At 67.2% G+C, this 16,989-nt stretch carries 16 protein-coding genes and 1 tRNA gene; 8 read left to right on the top strand and 9 right to left on the bottom strand.

The features are described 5' to 3' along the window. The first annotated feature begins 4 nt into the window (after positions 1-4). Complete coding sequence (locus WS78_RS07865; RefSeq protein WP_226377221.1) at positions 5-550, top strand: hypothetical protein; 546 nt, start codon at positions 5-7, stop codon at positions 548-550. Then, on the top strand, positions 547-849 hold the full coding sequence (locus WS78_RS07860; RefSeq protein WP_043037115.1) for a hypothetical protein: 303 nt from the start codon (positions 547-549) through the stop codon (positions 847-849). The genes WS78_RS07865 and WS78_RS07860 overlap by 4 nt, the downstream gene beginning before the upstream one ends. On the opposite strand, the gene WS78_RS07855 is transcribed toward WS78_RS07860, so the two are convergent. Further along, positions 846-1,868 carry a tyrosine-type recombinase/integrase gene (locus WS78_RS07855; RefSeq protein WP_043036221.1) on the bottom strand — a complete coding sequence of 341 codons (1,023 nt, stop codon included), beginning with the start codon at positions 1,866-1,868 and terminating at the stop codon, positions 846-848. The genes WS78_RS07860 and WS78_RS07855 overlap by 4 nt on opposite strands. 152 nt (positions 1,869-2,020) lie before the next feature. Beyond that, a tRNA-Leu gene (locus WS78_RS07850) sits at positions 2,021-2,107 on the bottom strand. Positions 2,108-2,333: 226 nt separating this feature from the next. On the opposite strand from WS78_RS07850, the gene hpnD reads away from it, so the two are divergent. Beyond that, positions 2,334-3,170 carry a presqualene diphosphate synthase HpnD gene (hpnD, locus tag WS78_RS07845; protein WP_038744661.1) on the top strand — a complete coding sequence of 279 codons (837 nt, stop codon included), beginning with the start codon at positions 2,334-2,336 and terminating at the stop codon, positions 3,168-3,170. 16 nt (positions 3,171-3,186) lie between these two features. On the opposite strand, the gene WS78_RS07840 is transcribed toward hpnD, so the two are convergent. The 4 genes from WS78_RS07840 to WS78_RS07825 all read right to left on the bottom strand — a co-directional run bounded on the left by WS78_RS07840 (position 3,187) and on the right by WS78_RS07825 (position 6,616). Beyond that, complete coding sequence (locus WS78_RS07840; protein WP_059574593.1) at positions 3,187-4,434, bottom strand: DUF1501 domain-containing protein; 1,248 nt, start codon at positions 4,432-4,434, stop codon at positions 3,187-3,189. A gap of 82 nt (positions 4,435-4,516) precedes the next feature. Next, positions 4,517-5,929: a DUF1800 domain-containing protein gene (locus WS78_RS07835; RefSeq protein WP_059574591.1), complete on the bottom strand. Its 1,413-nt coding sequence runs from the start codon at positions 5,927-5,929 to the stop codon at positions 4,517-4,519. Between the two features lie 208 nt (positions 5,930-6,137). After that, positions 6,138-6,434, bottom strand: coding sequence for a hypothetical protein (locus tag WS78_RS07830; protein ID WP_038744664.1), 297 nt, complete (start codon positions 6,432-6,434; stop codon positions 6,138-6,140). Further along, the gene (locus WS78_RS07825; RefSeq protein WP_009904927.1) at positions 6,434-6,616 is read right to left on the bottom strand and encodes a hypothetical protein; all 183 of its coding nucleotides are present in this window, start codon (positions 6,614-6,616) and stop codon (positions 6,434-6,436) included. The genes WS78_RS07830 and WS78_RS07825 overlap by 1 nt, the downstream gene beginning before the upstream one ends. A 78-nt stretch (positions 6,617-6,694) precedes the next feature. Between WS78_RS07825 and ompR the strand changes: the two genes are divergently transcribed. From ompR to WS78_RS07805, 4 genes are all read left to right on the top strand, one after another. Further along, positions 6,695-7,429 carry an osmolarity response regulator transcription factor OmpR gene (gene ompR / locus WS78_RS07820; protein ID WP_004192636.1) on the top strand — a complete coding sequence of 245 codons (735 nt, stop codon included), beginning with the start codon at positions 6,695-6,697 and terminating at the stop codon, positions 7,427-7,429. 67 nt (positions 7,430-7,496) lie between these two features. Next, positions 7,497-8,855 carry an ATP-binding protein gene (locus tag WS78_RS07815; protein ID WP_038744665.1) on the top strand — a complete coding sequence of 453 codons (1,359 nt, stop codon included), beginning with the start codon at positions 7,497-7,499 and terminating at the stop codon, positions 8,853-8,855. 198 nt (positions 8,856-9,053) lie between these two features. Further along, on the top strand, positions 9,054-9,602 hold the full coding sequence (locus WS78_RS07810; RefSeq protein ID WP_038744667.1) for a peroxiredoxin: 549 nt from the start codon (positions 9,054-9,056) through the stop codon (positions 9,600-9,602). Positions 9,603-9,679: 77 nt separating this feature from the next. Beyond that, positions 9,680-10,207, top strand: coding sequence for a carboxymuconolactone decarboxylase family protein (locus WS78_RS07805; RefSeq protein WP_038744668.1), 528 nt, complete (start codon positions 9,680-9,682; stop codon positions 10,205-10,207). Positions 10,208-10,721: 514 nt separating this feature from the next. Here WS78_RS07805 and ispF read toward each other — a convergent pair. Next, positions 10,722-11,210, bottom strand: a complete 489-nt coding sequence (gene ispF / locus WS78_RS07800) for a 2-C-methyl-D-erythritol 2,4-cyclodiphosphate synthase (protein ID WP_038744671.1) — start codon at positions 11,208-11,210, stop codon at positions 10,722-10,724. A gap of 40 nt (positions 11,211-11,250) precedes the next feature. Further along, a complete protein-coding gene (gene ispD / locus WS78_RS07795; protein WP_038744672.1) occupies positions 11,251-11,961 on the bottom strand; it encodes a 2-C-methyl-D-erythritol 4-phosphate cytidylyltransferase in 711 nt (236 codons plus the stop codon). 20 nt (positions 11,962-11,981) lie between these two features. Between ispD and mfd the strand changes: the two genes are divergently transcribed. Next, positions 11,982-15,551 (top strand): transcription-repair coupling factor, encoded by a 3,570-nt coding sequence (mfd, locus tag WS78_RS07790; RefSeq protein ID WP_197419407.1) that lies wholly within the window; start codon positions 11,982-11,984, stop codon positions 15,549-15,551. A gap of 457 nt (positions 15,552-16,008) precedes the next feature. On the opposite strand, the gene WS78_RS38095 is transcribed toward mfd, so the two are convergent. Beyond that, entirely contained in the window at positions 16,009-16,965 is a 957-nt protein-coding gene (locus tag WS78_RS38095) for an enoyl-CoA hydratase/isomerase family protein (protein WP_059574570.1), read from the bottom strand. Positions 16,966-16,989 lie beyond the last annotated feature (24 nt).

Genomic DNA, 16,989 nt, shown 5'->3' with positions numbered 1-16,989 from the left:
GACCATGAACGACAAACAGAACACCGCACCGAACTGGTTGCAGGAAGGCGATCTGCTCTATCGCCTCACGATCGACACGCACCAGCAAAACCATGATGAGATCTATGTCACGCTGGCCGAAGGATCGCGTGATATGCGGGCACGAGCTGCGCGCGCGGCAGAGCTTCGCGAAGCTCTGAACGAATTCGCACCTGATCGGCCGACCTACAGCACGTCGCCCGATGCGCTCATGAGGCTTCGACGCCTCATTGCCGCCAATGAGTACGCGATCTCGTTTCAGACGATGCAGCAGTATCGGACCGCTTTACTCAAGGCCATCGACAGCGAGACGCCCACTTTCATCGATCGGACCCCGATGACGCGCGCGCAACATGAGGCTATCGAGTTTGCACTCGGTGCATGTGCGGGTCATCCAGCCGGCGAGTTGCACGTCGCCGCACTGGAATCGCTTCTCACCGATAGCGGCGAATTGTGCGCCCAGACAACGCTAACCGCAGCCGAACTCGAACACCCCGATCGTGCCGCCCCGCGAGCAGGAGAATGCCGATGAGCGAGGCAGAACTGATCGAGCGTCTCATCCAAGAACTCGACAAGCGGATCAAGCCAGCGATTCCACTGGAAATCGCATTGTGGTCGACAAAGGAGATCGGCGTATACCTTCAGCGGCCCGCGCAGGTTGTACGCGAGCGCATCGCCACCCTCCCCGGCTTCCCGGAAGCTATCCGCTTGCCGAGCTGCGATGGCGGCCGCGGCTTCCCGCGCTGGAAAGCCGCAGAAGTGGTCGCATGGGTTGAGTCACATCAGGGCGGTACGCGCGCGCGCGGTGGTCGGCCGCGCAAACCGGACTAACCGATACGCGCCGCGATATCAGCGGCCGTCTCGTTGTAGTAGGTCAGTAGTTCATTCAAGTTCGTGTGCCCCGTCATGCGGGCGAGATCTAGCGGTTGCAGCTTCTTTGCCAGCCGCGTAATCGCCTCATGGCGGGTATCATGAAACGTCAGCCGACTTTCCGCCGATTGTTTCTCGAAAGCCTTATCCCGCGCCTTGCGGAATAGTGCATCCCGGCTTTTATCAGTGAGCCCAAACAACGGCGCACCATCCTCGACCTTCGGCAGCATGCCAAGCAATTCCACCGCACGCGTCGACAATGCTACGCTCCGGGCACTGCCGTTCTTCGTTAATGGCAGACGCGCAACCCGCAACTCAAGGTCGACTGTCTGACTCGTTAGCCCAATAATCTCCCCCGAGCGCATGGCGGTTTCAATTGCAAACAAGAACGCAACGGCAACGCGCTGCGATGCGAACCGCACTGGCATGCCATCCTGAAATCCAAGCGCAAGTGTCATCGCGTCAATTTCGGTCTGAGAGATAAGGCGTTCGCGGCCGGGCCCAGGCGTTGGTCGCTTGATCTCCTTCATGGGTGACGAGGCAAGCCAGCCCCATTCTTTGCGCGCAGTGTCGAGCGCATGAGACAACAGGGTCATCTCACGATTGACGCTTGCCGGCGATACTTCCTTCAAGCGCTCATCACGCCATGCAGCGATGTGCGCAGGCTTCAGATCGGCGAGGCGAATTTCGGCGAAGGGCCGTCCATTGATTTTTTTTCGGCCGATCAGAGCGAGGCGAAGGCGCTCCCACCGCTCGCCACGCTTTTTAGAACTTACCTTGTCTCGGTACTCGGCAAGCACGTCACCAACCGTATGGGTCTTGCTGCCTTGCCCGGTCGCGATCGACCTCAATTCAGTCTCGCGCTTAAGCGCCCAAGCCTGCGCCTCGGCCTTGGTGTCACGAACGGCCGAATCCCGTACGCCCTTGACGTAGACCTCCGCGCGCCAGCCACCGGCCGCTGTCTTCCTGAACGACGCCATGCGTAGCCCCCTGCGTAATTTATGCGTAGTGAGGCGTAGTTTAGCGTGTTTTAGAGTGACGATTGGGAAGGGAGAGATGGACCCAAAAACAACGTAAGCCATTGAAAACAAATGCCTTATGGTGCTTTATGGTGTCACATGAAAATGCTTGATGGTGCGTGAGGCCGGACTCGAACCGGCACGCCCTTGCGGGCGTCAGGACCTAAACCTGGTGCGTCTACCAATTTCGCCACTCACGCACGCGAAAAATGCTGCGCCGAACGGGGCTGCGCGTCGCTTTCGCGACCGCCCGAAAAGCGCGAGCGCGAGATTCTAACCGATCTCCCTACACTTGTCTCTAGCAGCCGGCCTCTCTTTTGCCGCGATGCTAGAATTCGCCGTTGTCCCCGCACGGCGGCCGCGACGCCCTGCCGTCGAACGTCCCCGCGCCCCCGAGCCGATCTCGCTCCACTCGTTCCTGCCCCCGTGAATTTCGACGAATATTGCCAGCAGAAAGCCGCGCCGCCCGGCTCCAGCATCTACTATGCGCTGCGCCAGGCGCCGCTCGCGCGCCAGCCGCTCGTCACCGCGCTCTTCGCGCTGCGCCGCGAGCTCGAACAGACCGTGAAGGAAGTCAGCGATCCGACCATCGGCCACACGAAGCTCGCGTGGTGGCAAAAGGAACTCGCCGAGCTCGCGGCGGGCAATCCGTCGCACCCGGTCTCGCAGGCGCTCGCCGCGCACCATCCGGACATCACGCGCGAAGCGAGCGCGCTGCAGACGCTCGTCGCCGGCTACGGCATGGATCTCGAGCAGGCGCGCTATCTCGACTTCGCGAATCTGCGCCGCTATGTCGACCATACGGGCGGCACGTTCGCCGCGCTCGTCGCGCGCGCGAGCGCGACTCCGCCGGCCGAAGGCGACGCGCGCTGGGCGCATCCGCTCGGGCATGCGCTGACGCTCGCGCAGTTCGTGCAGGATCTGGGGCAGGACGCGCGCCAGGGCCGCATCTACATTCCGATCGACGAGCTGCAACGCTACGGCGTGACGGCCTCCGATCTTCTCAATCGCCGCTACAGCCCCGCGTACACCGAGCTAATGCGCTTCCAGGCGTCACGCGCGCGCGACGCGCTCAACGCGGCGCTGTCCGGCATCCCCGCCGACGAGCGCCGCGCGCAGCGCACGCTGCGCGCGCTCGGCGCGCTCGCGCTCGCGGTGCTCGACGAGATCGAGCGCGACGGCTTCCAGGTGCTGCACCAGCGGCTCGCGCTCACGCCGATCCGCAAGCTGTGGATCGCGTGGCGCGCCGCGCGGCGCCGCTGATGCGCGCCGCCGCCCGTCACGCGCGCAACAGCGGCAGCGGCTCGAAACGCTGCTCGAGGACGCTCGTCGCGTCGAGCCCCCACCACGGGCCGAGCACCGTCGCATAGAGCTGGCGGAAGTCGACCGCGACAGGCAGATTGCCGTTGCCGTCGAGCCGCGCGAGCGCGGGCGGCGCGCCGTACAGGCCGCCGCGCACGCGGCCGCCCATCACGAAATGCGGCGCGGCCGTGCCGTGATCGGTTCCGTTGCTCTGGTTCTCCCGCGCGCGCCGGCCGAATTCGGCATACGTCATCACGAGCGTGTCGTTCCAGCGCCCGAGCTCGGTCAACGCCGAGCGCATCGCGACGAGCCCTTCCGCCAGTTGCTTCAGCAAGCCGGCCTGCTGGCCCGGCTGGTTCTGATGCGTGTCGAAACCGTTCAGCGTGAGGCGCAGCACCGCGACGCCCTGCCCCGGCATCGGCGTGCGCTGCGGCGCGTCGCACGCGGCGAGCACCTGCATCGCGGTCTTCACCGACGCGCCGAACGGCCCGCCCGGAAACGCGGTCGCGAGCGCGGGCGTGCCCGCGTGCGGACGCAGCCGGTCGGCCGCCTTGACGATGTCGTTCTCGACGTCGATCACGTGCGCGAGCGCGGGATTCTGCTCGCGCAGCGACACGGGCTGCACGAGCCGCGCCGCGCGAATGAACTGAGCGGGATTAACGAGCGCGATCGCGCGCGCGCCGTTCGCGAGCGGCCCCATTTCCGCGCTGCCGAGCACGACGCCGTCCGCGGCGAAGCCGGGCGGCACGCTCGCCTGCGCGAACGCGCGCGTGAGCCACCCCTCGCGCAGGTACTCGTCCGCGCGCGACGCTGTGTCCCAGATCTCGATCGAGCGGAAATGCGACAGATTCGGCTGCGGATAGCCGACGCCGTCGACGATCGCGAGCCGCCCGTCGCGCCAGATCGGCATGAGCGGCGCGAGCGCGGGATGCAGCGCGGCGCGCTCGTCGAGCTGCACGACCTGCTCGCGCTTGATGCCGATCGTCGGGCGCAGCGCGCGGTACAGCGGGTCCGCGTACGGAATCACCGTGTTGAGCCCGTCGTTGCCGCCCTTCAGCTCGACGAGGATCAGCAGGTTCGAATAGCGCGCGGCGCGCGGCGCGCCCGCCGCCCCGATCGCGCCCGAGGCCGCCGCCGCCGTGGCCGCGAACGCGTGCGGCGCGGCGAGCGATACGCCCGCCGCGCCGGCGAGACTCGCCAAGGCCAGAAAATCGCGTCGTTTCATCTTGCTTTCCTCGTTCTGCATTCGACGCGGCCCGCGCGCCGCCGAGCCGCGCGCAATCTCATCGTCATCGTTTTCATGTCCTTCACTTCAGTTGATACGCCGGGTCCATCAGCAGCGCCTGCAAATACGCGCTGCTCGTCGCGCCCGCCTCGATCGCCGCGACGGGCGAGAGCGGCAGCACCGCGTGCTGCAGCTGCAACTGCGTCGACAGACTCGGCTGCGCCTGCGGCTTCGTCCGATACGCGGCGAGCCACGCATCGAGATCGAAGCGCATTGCGCGCCGCGCCGGCGCCGGCTTGCCTGCCATGTCGCGGGAAACGGACGCCGCGCGCATGCCGGGCGCTTCCGTCGCACGCATCATCTGCTCGACGAACTGCTTGCGCGCAAGCAGCGTCGAGCTGTTGATCCAGGTCGCGCCGCCCGGCCAGCCCTTCACGTTCGGCGGATAGAACAGGTTCTGGCCGAGCGCGCGCAGCGTGTTCGCGAGCGGCGCGGCATCGCCGTAGTCGACGTCGAAAAGCCGCACGGTGCCGGCCACGAACTCCGCCGGCGACTTGACGAGCACGCCGCGATTGCGATCGTCCCAGAACGCGTCGGACGAAAGCAGCGCCGCGAGCGCCGCCTTGATGTCGTAGCCGCTCTGCCTGAATCGCGCGGCGACGCGCTCGACGACGTCGGCATCGGGCGTATCGGAGACGAACTCGCGCCACAGCTTCGCTGCGACGAAGCGCGCGGTCTCGGGGCGGGCGAGCAGGATGTCGAGCACCGCGTCGCCGTCGAGGCGGCCGGTTTCGCCGAGCACCGTCTTCACGCCGTCGTCGTGGACGTTCGGCCGCAGCACGTATGCGAGCGTATCCGGATCGAGACTCCAGCCCGTGTACGCGCGCGCGGCCTCGGACACGTCGCGCTGCGTATAGTGGCCCTCGCCGAGCGTGAAAAGTTCCATCGCCTCGCGCGCGAAGTTCTCGTTCGGGCGGCCCCGGCGATTGCTCGCGCCGTCGAGGTACTGCAGCATCGCCGGGTCCTTCGCGACGCCGTGCAGCATCGCGCCGAAATTGCCGAGCGCGTCGGCGCGCAGCAGCACGTTCTGCACTGCAATCGTTTGCGGAAACGGCACCTTGTCCTGGCCGGACGTGAAGTGGTTGTGCCAGAAGAGCGTCATCCGCTCGGTGAGCGGCGACGGCGTCGCGAGCATCTCGCGCATCCACCACGCGCGCAGCTCGTCGTAGCGGCGATTGCGCAGTTGCTGCTCCGCGCGACGCTCGTCGGGCGAGAACGCGGCGCGCGCCGCGCGCGACGGCGGCAGCTCGCGCACCCAGTCGGGCAGCGGCGTGACGCTTTGCGTGCGCGTGCCGTCGAGCAATTCGGCGAGCGCCTGCGCGCGCGTCATGCCGACGAAGCGCTCGACATCGCGCGGCGGCGGCGAAAAGCCGGTGCGCATCAGCAGAAAGCGCGCGTCGTCCGCATCGAGAAGGGTCTGCATCGCGGCCGGCATCCGGTCCGCTTTCGCCGGGGGCCGCCCGGCCGTGCTCGAATCGCTCATCGTCGACCGCTCTCCGAAAGTGGAAAACCACGGCGGCGCGCGCCGCGCGCGCCGTCGGTGATGGCGATTCAACGGCTCGCGCCGATGCGCAGTTGACGAATGAATTGATACGGAATCTTTCGGGGCGGGAAGCGCCCGGCGGCGCGCCGGATTTAACGATTCAACGCTTGTAAAGTTCGCGCACCGCGTCTTCGATATGCTGACGCAAGAGGTGACGCTCTTCGGGCGTCATGTGGCCGTCGCGGCGGCGCTGTTCGAGATCGGGCGGAACCGCGGCCGCGCGGGAGGAGGACTCGCCGCGCTCGGGCGGCGCGGAACGCCCCGCTGCGCCGTTGCCGCGCGGCACCTTGTGCGACGGTGCGGCGCCGCGATCCGAGCGCTGCGCGCAAGCGAAGTCCGAAGCGAGGAAGCCGGCGCACGCGAGCGCCAGCGCGAATGCCATCTTCGTCGGCCGCATCACTGGCCTCGCCTCTTTCGTCGTTTTGTTCCCTTCGTCACGCGGCAACCGGCTACCTTTGGCACACGAACAAACCCTGCGAGAATCGGGCGTGCAAACCATGTAAATGTTAAGTGGATGGAGTATCCACCGAATGTCGTCTTCGAGTAAAGGAGTCTGTCGTGACTGTCTTTACTCCGCACAATAGCGCGGGTAAATTTTGTAACTGACTGTAACCCGTCGAAAGCCGCAACCGCGCGGTTTTTCCTAATCGCGATAAGATGCCGCTCATGGAAACGAAAAACCCCTCGAAAATTCTCGTCGTCGACGACGACCCGCGCCTGCGCGATCTGCTTCGCCGCTATCTCGGCGAGCAGGGTTTCAACGTGTACGTCGCGGAGAACGCGACGGCGATGAACAAGCTCTGGGTGCGCGAGCGTTTCGATCTGCTCGTGCTCGACCTGATGCTGCCGGGCGAGGACGGCCTGTCGATCTGCCGGCGCCTGCGCGGCAGCAACGACCGCACGCCGATCATCATGCTCACCGCGAAGGGCGAGGATGTCGATCGCATCGTCGGCCTCGAGATGGGTGCCGACGACTACCTGCCGAAGCCGTTCAATCCGCGCGAGCTCGTCGCGCGCATTCACGCGGTGCTGCGCCGCCAGGCGCCCGCCGAGCTGCCGGGCGCGCCCTCCGAGACGACCGAGGTGTTCGAGTTCGGCGAATTCTCGCTGAACCTCGCGACGCGCACGCTCACGAAATCCGGCCAGGAGATTCCGCTCACCACGGGCGAATTCTCGGTGCTGAAGGTGTTCGCGCGCCATCCGCGCCAGCCGCTGTCGCGCGAAAAGCTGATGGAGCTCGCGCGCGGCCGCGAATACGAAGTGTTCGATCGCAGCCTCGACGTGCAGATCTCGCGCCTGCGCAAGCTGATCGAGCCCGATCCGGGCAGCCCGCGCTTCATCCAGACGGTGTGGGGTCTCGGCTACGTCTTCATCCCCGACGGTGCGGCCTGATTCCCGTTTCAACGCGGCACGCGCGTTTCGACGCCACGCCTTTGACGCCAGTTAGACGACCAGTCCTATGCGTATCGACCGGCGCCTTTTGACGCTCGTCTTCGGCGGGCTCTTCTGGCGCACCTTCCTGCTGATCGCGCTGTTGATCGCGGTCAGTCTCGCCGCGTGGTTCCAGAGCTTCCGGGTAATCGAGCGCGAGCCGCGCGCGCAGCGCGTCGCGCTGCAGCTCGTCGCGATCGTGAAGCTCACGCGCACCGCCCTTCTCTATTCCGATCCCGATCTGCGCCGCGCGCTGCTGCAGGATCTCGAGAGCAACGAAGGGGTGCGCGTGTATCCGCGCGAAAAGACTGACAAGTTCAAGCTGCAGCCCGACGAATCGCTGAACCGGCTGATCGAGCACGACATTCGCAGCCGCCTCGGCGACGACACGGTGATCGCCCAATCGGTCAACGACATCCCCGGCGTGTGGATCAGCTTCAAGATCGACGACGACGACTACTGGGTCGCGCTCGACCGCGATCAGCTCGACACCGTCACCGGCCTGCAATGGGCGGGCTGGGGCCTCTTCGCGCTCGCGCTGTCGCTGATCGGCTCGGCGTTCATCACGAGCCTCGTGAACCAGCCGTTCTCGCGGCTCGCGCTCGCCGCGAGCAAGGTCGGCTCGGGCCAGACGCCCGAGGCGCTGCCCGAGCGCGGCATGGGCGTCGCGGCCGAGACCAACCGCAGCTTCAACCAGATGGTGCGCGATCTCGAGCAGCTCGAAGCGGACCGCGCGCTGATGCTCGCGGGGATCTCGCACGACCTGCGCACGCCGCTCGCGCGGCTGCGCCTCGAAACCGAGATGAGCCCGTCCGACCAGGCGACGAAGGACGCGATGGTCGACGACATCGAGCAGATGGATCGCATCATCACCGCGTTCATCGACTACGCGCGTCCCGCGCAGCGCACGCCGGAGCCCGTCGACCTGTCGCACGTCGCGCGCGAGGTCGCGGCGCGGATCGTCAGCGAGGACGGCGTGCAGCTCGACATCCGCCTCGCGCCCGCGGCCGTCATCGAAGCGGACGAGACGGACATGCGCCGCGTGATCGGCAACCTCGTCGAGAACGCGCGCAAGTACGGGCAGAGCAAGCGGGACGGCATCGCGCGCATCCTGCTCGAAACGCGCGCGACGCACGCGCGCGTCGAGCTCGTCGTCTCCGACGAGGGCCCGGGCATTCCGGAGGATCAGCTGCCGCTCGTGATGCGCCCGTTCTATCGCGTCGACACCGCGCGCAGCAAGGCGGACGGCACCGGCCTCGGCATGGCGATCGTGCTGCGCCTCGTCAACCGCTACCGCGGCACGCTGCGGCTGCGCAACCGCACGCCCGACGCCGGCCTCGAAGTCACGCTGGAGTTTCCGAGCGCGAAAGCGCGTGCGGCCGCGTGACGCACGACGACTCCCCCATTCGGTGGTCGAACCCTATCGACGTCTTTGAATTTTTCTATGAGAGTCGTTAGTTAAAATCTATTGAAAGAATAATATAATAGCGTTATAGTTTTGCCCATGCTGTCACGGAAACGTTGCAGCGCATCGGTAGCTTGACCGCAGGTGGCATTTCTTTTCAACTCATACAGGAGCATCCGCATGAAGACCGTGGGCGATAAACTCGAAGCTTTCACCGTTGTGGCCGCGAAGCCGGGCTTCAACAACCACGAAGAAAACGGCCAGTCGGCTTTCGAGACCGTCACCGAAGCGTCGTTCCCGGGCAAGTGGAAGATCGTCTACTTCTACCCGAAGGACTTCACGTTCGTCTGCCCGACCGAAATCGTCGAATTCGCGAAGCTCACGAAGCAGTTCGAAGAGCGCGACGCCGTGCTGCTCGGCGGCAGCTCGGACAACGAATTCGTCAAGCTCGCATGGCGCCGTGAGCACAAGGATCTCGACAAGCTGAACCACTACTCGTTCGGCGACGTCAAGGGCGAACTGATCGACCAGCTCGGCGTGCGCGACAAGGAAGCGGGCGTCGCCCTGCGCGCGACGTTCATCGTCGACCCGGACAACACGATCCAGCACGTGTCGGTGAACAACCTGAACGTCGGCCGCAGCCCGGCAGAAATCCTGCGCATTCTCGACGGCCTGCAAACGGACGAGCTCTGCCCGTGCAACCGCGCGATCGGCGGCGCGACGCTGTAAGCGTTCGATGCACGAAAGCCCGCGGCGCTGTGTCTTGCCTGCGGGCTTTTTTAACGGCCCAATCATAGGAGATATCAATGGAATTCATCGATTCGATTAAGGCGCTCATTCCCGACTACGCGAAGGACATTCGCCTGAACCTCGACGGCACGATCTCGCGCTCGTCGCTCGAAGGCACGGACGCGGTGGGCGCGGCGCTCGCGGCGGCGTTCGCCGCGAAAAGCCCGGCGCTCGTCACGGCGATCCGCGAAGCCGGCGTGCTGTCTCCCGAGGAAACCAACGCGGCGCTGACGGCGGCCGCGCTGATGGGGATGAACAACACCTGGTATCCGTACGTCGAGATGGCCGACGACGCCGATCTGAAAACGCAGCGCGCCGAGCTGCGGATGGGCGCGTACGCGTCGCACGGCGGCGTCGACAAGCGCAAGTTCGAGATGTACGCGCTCGCCGCGTCGATCGTCGGCAAGTGCCACTTCTGCGTGAAGTCGCACTACGCGCTGCTGAAGAACGAACAAGGGATGACCGTCACGCAGCTGCGCGACGTCGGCCGGATCGCGTCGGTGATCAATGCCGCCGCGCAGGTGATTGCGGCCGAAGGCAAGTAAGGGCAAATAAGCGGGATACGGAGCGCCGTCGGCGCGCGCAATCGCGAATGCGCGAATGCGGCCGCCGAAACGAAAACGCCACGCGGCAATTGCGCGTGGCGTTTTCGTTTGCGCGCGTGCGGTGGAATGACCCGCGCGGCGAAGCGTGATGGCAGGCTTCCTGCGCTTCGATCAAACCGATCGGCTGCTTCGGTTGATGACGGCCGGCGCGCTTGCCTGCGTCGCACGCCGAACCGCATCGGTCGCGTGAGGCGGGCGGCCTCGAGCGCCCTCGCCAGTTCGAACGGTTGCGGCGGCTGTGTGGCTTGTGCGGCTGTGTGGCTGTTCGGCCTGTGTCGCGCGGCCTGCGCCGAGCCGATTGCCCGCGACAAGAAGCGCCGCCGCCCGCCTCGGCTCAGCCTCTCCACGGCCGGATACGCGCGCCGTCCGCGCCGCGCCGGCCGCCGATGCCACTGCGCATGCGGCTCACGCCGCCGTTCCCGCCGTTCCCGCCCGTCACGCCGATCCCGCCCGCCTACGCCGCCGCTTCGCGCACGACGAGCGCCGCCGCCTGCGCCTCGATCCCTTCGCCGCGGCCGAGGTAGCCGAGCTTCTCGTTCGTCTTCGCCTTCACGTTCACGCGATCGAGCGGTAAGCCGAGATCGGCCGCGATGTTCGCGCGCATCGCGTCGATGTGCGGCGCGAGCTTCGGCGCCTGCGCGATGATCGTGCTGTCGACGTTGCGGATCGAAAAGCCCGCCCGCGCGACGCGCGCCGCGCATTCGCGCAAGAGCGCGCGGCTGTCGGCGCCTTTGAAGTGCGGATCGGTGTCGGAAAAATGACGGCCGATGTCGCCGAGCGCCGCCGCGCCGAACAGCGCGTCGGTGATCGCGTGCAGCAGCACGTCCGCGTCCGAGTGGCCGAGGAGCCCCCGCTCGTACGGGATCGTCACGCCGCCGATGATGAGCGGGCGTCCGGGAACGAGCTGGTGCACGTCGTAGCCTTGTCCGATTCTGAAATCCATGTGATTCGATCCGAGTGTGATGCGATGGTGAAAATTCGGTTCAGCAAGCGCGTGAGGGATGCGCGAGGATCGCCTCCGCAAGGTCGAAATCCTCCGGATACGTGACCTTGAAATTGCGCAGGCTGCCCTGCACGACGCGCGGCGTATGGCCCGCCCACTCGATCGCGCTCGCTTCGTCGGTCAGGTCGCGGCCATCGAGCTGCGCGCGCTGGATCGCGTCGCGCAGCATCCCGATGCGGAACATCTGCGGCGTCTGCGCCTGCCAGAGGCCGGCGCGCGGCTCGGTGCGCTCGATCGCGTCGCCGCCCGCCGGCACGCGCTTCAACGTATCGGCGACCGGCAGCGCGACGATGCCGCCGACGGGATCGTCCTTCAGCGCGCCGATCAGCGTGCGGATCAGCGCGGGCGTGATGCCGGGCCGCGCGGCGTCGTGCACGAGCACCCAGTCGGCGTCGGTCGCGCCGAATTCGGCGAGCTGGATCAGCCCGTTCATCACCGACGCCTGGCGCGATGCGCCGCCGCAGCGCCGCACCGCGAAGCGCAGGCCGGAAAAGCGGCGGGCGTCGAAGTGGGTATCGTCGGGCGAGATCACGACGAGGGTCTGCGCGAACTCGCTGCACGCGTCGAATGCGGCGAGCGTGTAGTGCAACAGCGCGCGTCCGGCGAGCGTGCGGTATTGCTTCGGCAACGCGGAGCCGGAACGGCTGCCGGTGCCCGCGCACGGAATCAGGGCGAAAAGTCGGGAAGTCACGGAAAGAAAGGCCGGGAAAGATGAAATCGAAAGACGGATTTTATAATACGTCTTTCGCCTCGATGCGCCGCGCCGAGCTCGCCCGCCATCCGGCGCCAGCCAACCAGCCGCTCGTTATGTCAGACAACGCCTCTCCTTCGCAGTCCCCCGTCGCGCTCGTCAAGGCGGGCCAACGCTTTGCGTTCGACGGTGCGCACGGCTCCGCCGACGCGCTCGTCATCGCCCGCTACCTCGCCGCGCACCGCGCGCAGGTGCCGCTTCTCGCCGTGATCTGCGCGAACGCGGTCGACGCGCAGCGGCTCGCGCACGAGCTCGGCTACTTCGCGCCCGACGCGCGCGTGCGCGTGCTGCCCGACTGGGAGACGCTGCCGTACGACACGTTCTCGCCGCACCAGGATCTCGTCTCCGAGCGGCTCGCCACGCTGCACGACCTCGGCGAAGGCCGCTGCGACATCCTGCTCGTGCCCGCGACGACGGCGCTCTACCGGATGCCGCCCGCGTCGTTCCTCGCCGCGTACACGTTCGCGTTCACGCAGGGCGAGCGGCTCGACGAGGCGAAGCTGAAGGCGCAATTGACGCTCGCCGGCTACGAGCACGTGAGCCAGGTCGTGCGCCCCGGCGAATACTGCGTGCGCGGCTCGCTGATCGACCTGTTCCCGATGGGCTCGCCGCTGCCGTACCGGATCGACCTGTTCGACGACCAGGTCGATTCGATCCGCGCGTTCGATCCGGACACGCAACGCAGCCTCTACCCGGTGCGCGACGTGCGCCTTTTGCCCGGCCGCGAGTTCCCGTTCGACGAAGCCGCGCGCACCGCGTTCCGAAGCCGCTGGCGCGAGACCTTCGAGGGCGACCCGAGCCGCGCGCCGATCTACAAGGACATCGGCAACGGCGTGCCGTCGGCCGGCATCGAATACTATCTGCCGCTCTTCTTCGACGAGACGGCGACGCTGTTTCACTACTTGCCCGACGGCGCGCATCTCGTGTTCGCGGGCGATCTCGACACGGCGATCCGGCGCTTCACGGCCGACACCAAGCAGCGCTACGCGTTCCTGTCGCACGATCGCGAGCGGCCGATCCTCGAGCCGCAGCGCCTTTTCTTGTCCGACGACGATTTCTACACGCTCGCGAAGCCGTTCGCGCGCGTCGCGCTGCCCGCGCAACCGTCGGGCGGCTGGGCGGCGCCGCTGCCGAACCTCGCGCTCGAGCGCCACTCGGACGCGCCGCTCGCCGCGCTCGCCGCGTATCTCGACACGACGAAGAACCGCGTGCTCTTCACCGTCGAATCGGCCGGCCGCCGCGAGACGATCGCGCAACTGTTCGCCGAGCACCATCTGCGGCCCGCGGGCAGCGACAGCTTCGCCGCGTGGCTCGAGAGCGACGAGCGCTTCGCGCTCGGCGTCGCGCCGCTCGCGAACGGCTTCGCGGTGCCGGGCGAAGGCTACGCGATCGTCACCGAGACCGAGCTGTACGGCGCGCTCGGCCGCCGCGCGGGACGCCGCCGCCAGGAGCAGGCGAGCAACGTCGACGCGATGGTGCGCGACCTGTCCGAGCTGAAGGTGGGCGATCCGGTCGTCCATGCGCAGCACGGGATCGGCCGCTACATGGGCCTCGTGTCGATGGATCTCGGCGAAGGCGAGACCGAGTTCCTGCATCTCGAATACGCGAGCGACAGCAAGCTGTACGTGCCCGTCGCGCAGTTGCACGTGATCTCGCGCTACAGCGGCGCCGATCCGGACAGCGCGCCGCTGCACGCGCTCGGCTCCGGCCAGTGGGAGCGCGCGAAGCGCCGCGCGGCGCAGCAGATCCGCGACACGGCGGCCGAGCTCCTGAACCTCTATGCGCGCCGCGCGGCGCGCGAGGGTCACGCGTTCGCGCTCGAACCGCGCGACTACGTGAAGTTCGCCGACAGCTTCGGCTTCGAGGAAACGCCCGACCAGGCCGCGGCGATCGCGGCCGTGATCGGCGACATGACGAGCGGCAAGCCGATGGACCGCCTCGTGTGCGGCGACGTCGGCTTCGGCAAGACCGAGGTCGCGCTGCGCGCGGCGTTCATCGCGGTGATGGGCGGCAAGCAGGTTGCGCTCCTGTCGCCGACGACGCTGCTCGCCGAGCAGCACACGCAGACCTTCATCGACCGCTTCGCCGACTGGCCCGTGAGGGTCGCCGAGCTGTCGCGCTTCAAGTCGACGAAGGAAGTGAACGCGGCGATCGCGCAGATCAACGAAGGCAGCGTCGACGTCGTGATCGGCACGCACAAGCTGCTGTCGTCGGACGTGCAGTTCAAGCGGCTCGGCCTCGTGATCATCGACGAGGAGCACCGCTTCGGCGTGCGCCAGAAGGAGGCGCTGAAGGCGCTGCGCGCGGAGGTCGACGTGCTCACGCTGACCGCGACGCCGATCCCGCGCACGCTCGGCATGGCGCTCGAAGGCTTGCGCGACTTCTCCGTGATCGCCACCGCGCCGCAGAAACGGCTCGCGATCAAGACCTTCGTGCGCCGCGAGGAAGAGAGCGTGATCCGCGAGGCGATGCTGCGCGAGCTCAAGCGCGGCGGCCAAGTGTATTTCCTGCACAACGAGGTCGAGACGATCGAGAACCGCCGCGCGATGCTCGAGGTGCTCGTGCCCGAGGCGCGCATCGTGATCGCGCACGGCCAGATGCACGAGCGCGAGCTCGAGCGCGTGATGCGCGATTTCGTCGCGCAGCGCGCGAACGTGCTCCTCTGCACGACCATCATCGAAACCGGCATCGACGTGCCGAGCGCCAACACGATCATCATGCACCGCGCCGACAAGTTCGGCCTCGCGCAACTGCATCAGTTGCGCGGGCGCGTCGGCCGCTCGCACCACCAGGCGTACGCGTACCTGCTCGTCCACGATCCGCAGGCGCTGACGAAACAGGCGCAGCGTCGCCTGGAGGCGATTCAGCAGATGGAGGAGCTCGGCTCGGGCTTCTACCTCGCGATGCACGACCTCGAGATCCGCGGCACGGGCGAAGTGCTAGGCGACAAGCAGTCGGGCGAGATTCACGAGATCGGCTTCCAGCTCTACACCGAAATGCTCAACGACGCGGTGAAGGCGCTGAAGAACGGCAAGGAGCCCGACCTCACCGCGCCGCTCGCCGCGACGACCGAGATCAACCTGCATGCGCCCGCGATCCTGCCCGCCGACTATTGCGGCGACGTGCAGGAGCGGCTGTCGCTGTACAAGCGGCTCGCGAACTGCGAGCACGGCGATGCGATCGACGGCATCCAGGAAGAGCTGATCGACCGCTTCGGCAAGCTGCCGCCGCAGGCGCACGCGCTCGTCGAGACGCACCGGCTGCGGCTTGCCGCGAAGCCGCTCGGCATCGTGAAGATCGACGCGAGCGAGGCCGCGATCGGGCTGCAGTTCGTGCCGAATCCGCCGATCGATCCGATGCGGATCATCGAGATGGTGCAGAAGCACCGGCACGTCAAGCTCGCGGGCCAGGACAAGCTGCGGATCGAGACGCGCACGCCGGACCTCGCGGTACGCGTGTCGACGGTGAAGGAAACGCTGCGCGCGCTCGGCCAGCCGCAGCAGTCGCGCGCGCAGGCGGCGGCGCGGTAGTCGGTGGTCGGTGGTCGGTGGTCGGTGGTCGGCGGTCGGTAGTCGGTAGTCGGTAGTCGGTAGTCGGTAGTCGGTAGCCGGTAGCCGGTAGCCGGTAGCCGGTAGCCGGTGGTCGATGGCCGTCTTTTGCGCCCTGTTCGCCACACCGAGGCGAAGCACGCCGCACGTCGCGCGCGCGGCCGCGCCGGGCTGCATGCGCACGGCGCATCGGCCGCGGCCCATTGCTGACGACATTTCGCTCGCGGCGCATGAATCGCGGTGCGAATCGCGGTGCGCAAAGGCCGGCGAAGGGCCGGCGCGACACATCGGCGCCGAATGATGCCGCGCGGATGTCGAACGCGTCCGGCGCATCGCATGGCGTCCGTTCCGCCGCCCGGCGTCATGGCGCCCCTTCGCGCGTGGCGCGACCGACAAGCCTCGACGGCGGTCGAACAGCCGTCCGCCCGGCGCGCCGGCGCTAACGGGAAAAATCGACGGCCACCCCGTCGATCCACGTGCGCAGTTGATCGACGCTGATATCTTCCCCATCTTCGATCAACGACGACACGTGATCCGCGTACGCGGCCATCGCGTGCCGCGTGCGGCCCTGCGTCGCCGCCGACAGGAACCCGGCCTTCTCCACCGCCATCCCGTCGCGAAACGGCAGCGACGCGCCATCGTAGATCGCGCGCTTGATCGCGCGAACCGAATGGCTCGCCCGCCGCGCGAGACGCTCGGCGAGCGCCATCGTCTCATCGCGCAGACGCTCGCCCGGCACGACGCGATTGACGAGGCCGAGCTCGAACGCCTCGCGCGGCGACAGCAGGCGGCCGTCGAGGCACAGCTCCAACGCGCGCGCGATGCCGACCGAGCGCGCGAGCATCTGCGTGCCGCCGCCGCCCGGCAAGAGGCCGATGAAGATTTCCGGCTGCGCGAGAATCTGCCCGCCGTCGACGCTGCCGTCCGCCATCAGCCGCAGATCGCACGCGAGCGCGATCTCGCAGCCGCCGCCCATCGCACGGCCGTTGACGGCCGCGATGAACACCTTGTCCATCGCGCGCATGCGCGCGGTCACCTCGTGAAACAGATTCATTTGCGCGACGCCCGCGAGCGGCGTCCGCTCGATCAGCCTGCGCACGCCCGGCACGCGGCTGCACGCGGACTCGATGCGCATCATCGCGCCGGTGACGGCGGGCGGCACCGCGATCGACAGCCCTTGCGCGATGGCCTTGATCTCGCCGACGTCGAAATGCGTGAGGAACACGCCGGGCCGCGCGCTCGTGACGACAACCGCGCCGATGCTCGCATCGCGCGCGATGTCGTCGAGTGTGCGCTTGAACTCGCGCATCATCGCCATCGTGAGAAAGTTCAGCGGCGGATTGTCGAAACTCACCGTCAGCACGCGCCCGCTGCGCTCGATCTGCAGATGCTTCATCGTCGTCTCCTGTCCTGCTGGCCG

It is taken from the genome of Burkholderia savannae (assembly GCF_001524445.2).
GTDB lineage: Bacteria > Pseudomonadota > Gammaproteobacteria > Burkholderiales > Burkholderiaceae > Burkholderia > Burkholderia savannae.
This window is presented reverse-complemented; position numbering and strand designations above follow the sequence as displayed.

What these genes read in the sequence shown, in the direction of transcription:
- WS78_RS07865 (WP_226377221.1), top strand. Translation starts at nt 5, where the DNA reads ATGAACGACAAACAGAACACCGCACCGAACTGGTTGCAGGAAGGCGAT.
- WS78_RS07860 (WP_043037115.1), top strand. Translation starts at nt 547, where the DNA reads ATGAGCGAGGCAGAACTGATCGAGCGTCTCATCCAAGAACTCGACAAG.
- WS78_RS07855 (WP_043036221.1), bottom strand. Translation starts at nt 1,868, where the DNA reads ATGGCGTCGTTCAGGAAGACAGCGGCCGGTGGCTGGCGCGCGGAGGTC.
- WS78_RS07840 (WP_059574593.1), bottom strand. Translation starts at nt 4,434, where the DNA reads ATGAAACGACGCGATTTTCTGGCCTTGGCGAGTCTCGCCGGCGCGGCG.
- WS78_RS07835 (WP_059574591.1), bottom strand. Translation starts at nt 5,929, where the DNA reads ATGCCGGCCGCGATGCAGACCCTTCTCGATGCGGACGACGCGCGCTTT.
- WS78_RS07830 (WP_038744664.1), bottom strand. Translation starts at nt 6,434, where the DNA reads ATGCGGCCGACGAAGATGGCATTCGCGCTGGCGCTCGCGTGCGCCGGC.
- ompR (WP_004192636.1), top strand. Translation starts at nt 6,695, where the DNA reads ATGCCGCTCATGGAAACGAAAAACCCCTCGAAAATTCTCGTCGTCGAC.
- WS78_RS07815 (WP_038744665.1), top strand. Translation starts at nt 7,497, where the DNA reads ATGCGTATCGACCGGCGCCTTTTGACGCTCGTCTTCGGCGGGCTCTTC.
- WS78_RS07810 (WP_038744667.1), top strand. Translation starts at nt 9,054, where the DNA reads ATGAAGACCGTGGGCGATAAACTCGAAGCTTTCACCGTTGTGGCCGCG.
- WS78_RS07805 (WP_038744668.1), top strand. Translation starts at nt 9,680, where the DNA reads ATGGAATTCATCGATTCGATTAAGGCGCTCATTCCCGACTACGCGAAG.
- ispF (WP_038744671.1), bottom strand. Translation starts at nt 11,210, where the DNA reads ATGGATTTCAGAATCGGACAAGGCTACGACGTGCACCAGCTCGTTCCC.
- mfd (WP_197419407.1), top strand. Translation starts at nt 11,982, where the DNA reads ATGAAATCGAAAGACGGATTTTATAATACGTCTTTCGCCTCGATGCGC.
- WS78_RS38095 (WP_059574570.1), bottom strand. Translation starts at nt 16,965, where the DNA reads ATGAAGCATCTGCAGATCGAGCGCAGCGGGCGCGTGCTGACGGTGAGT.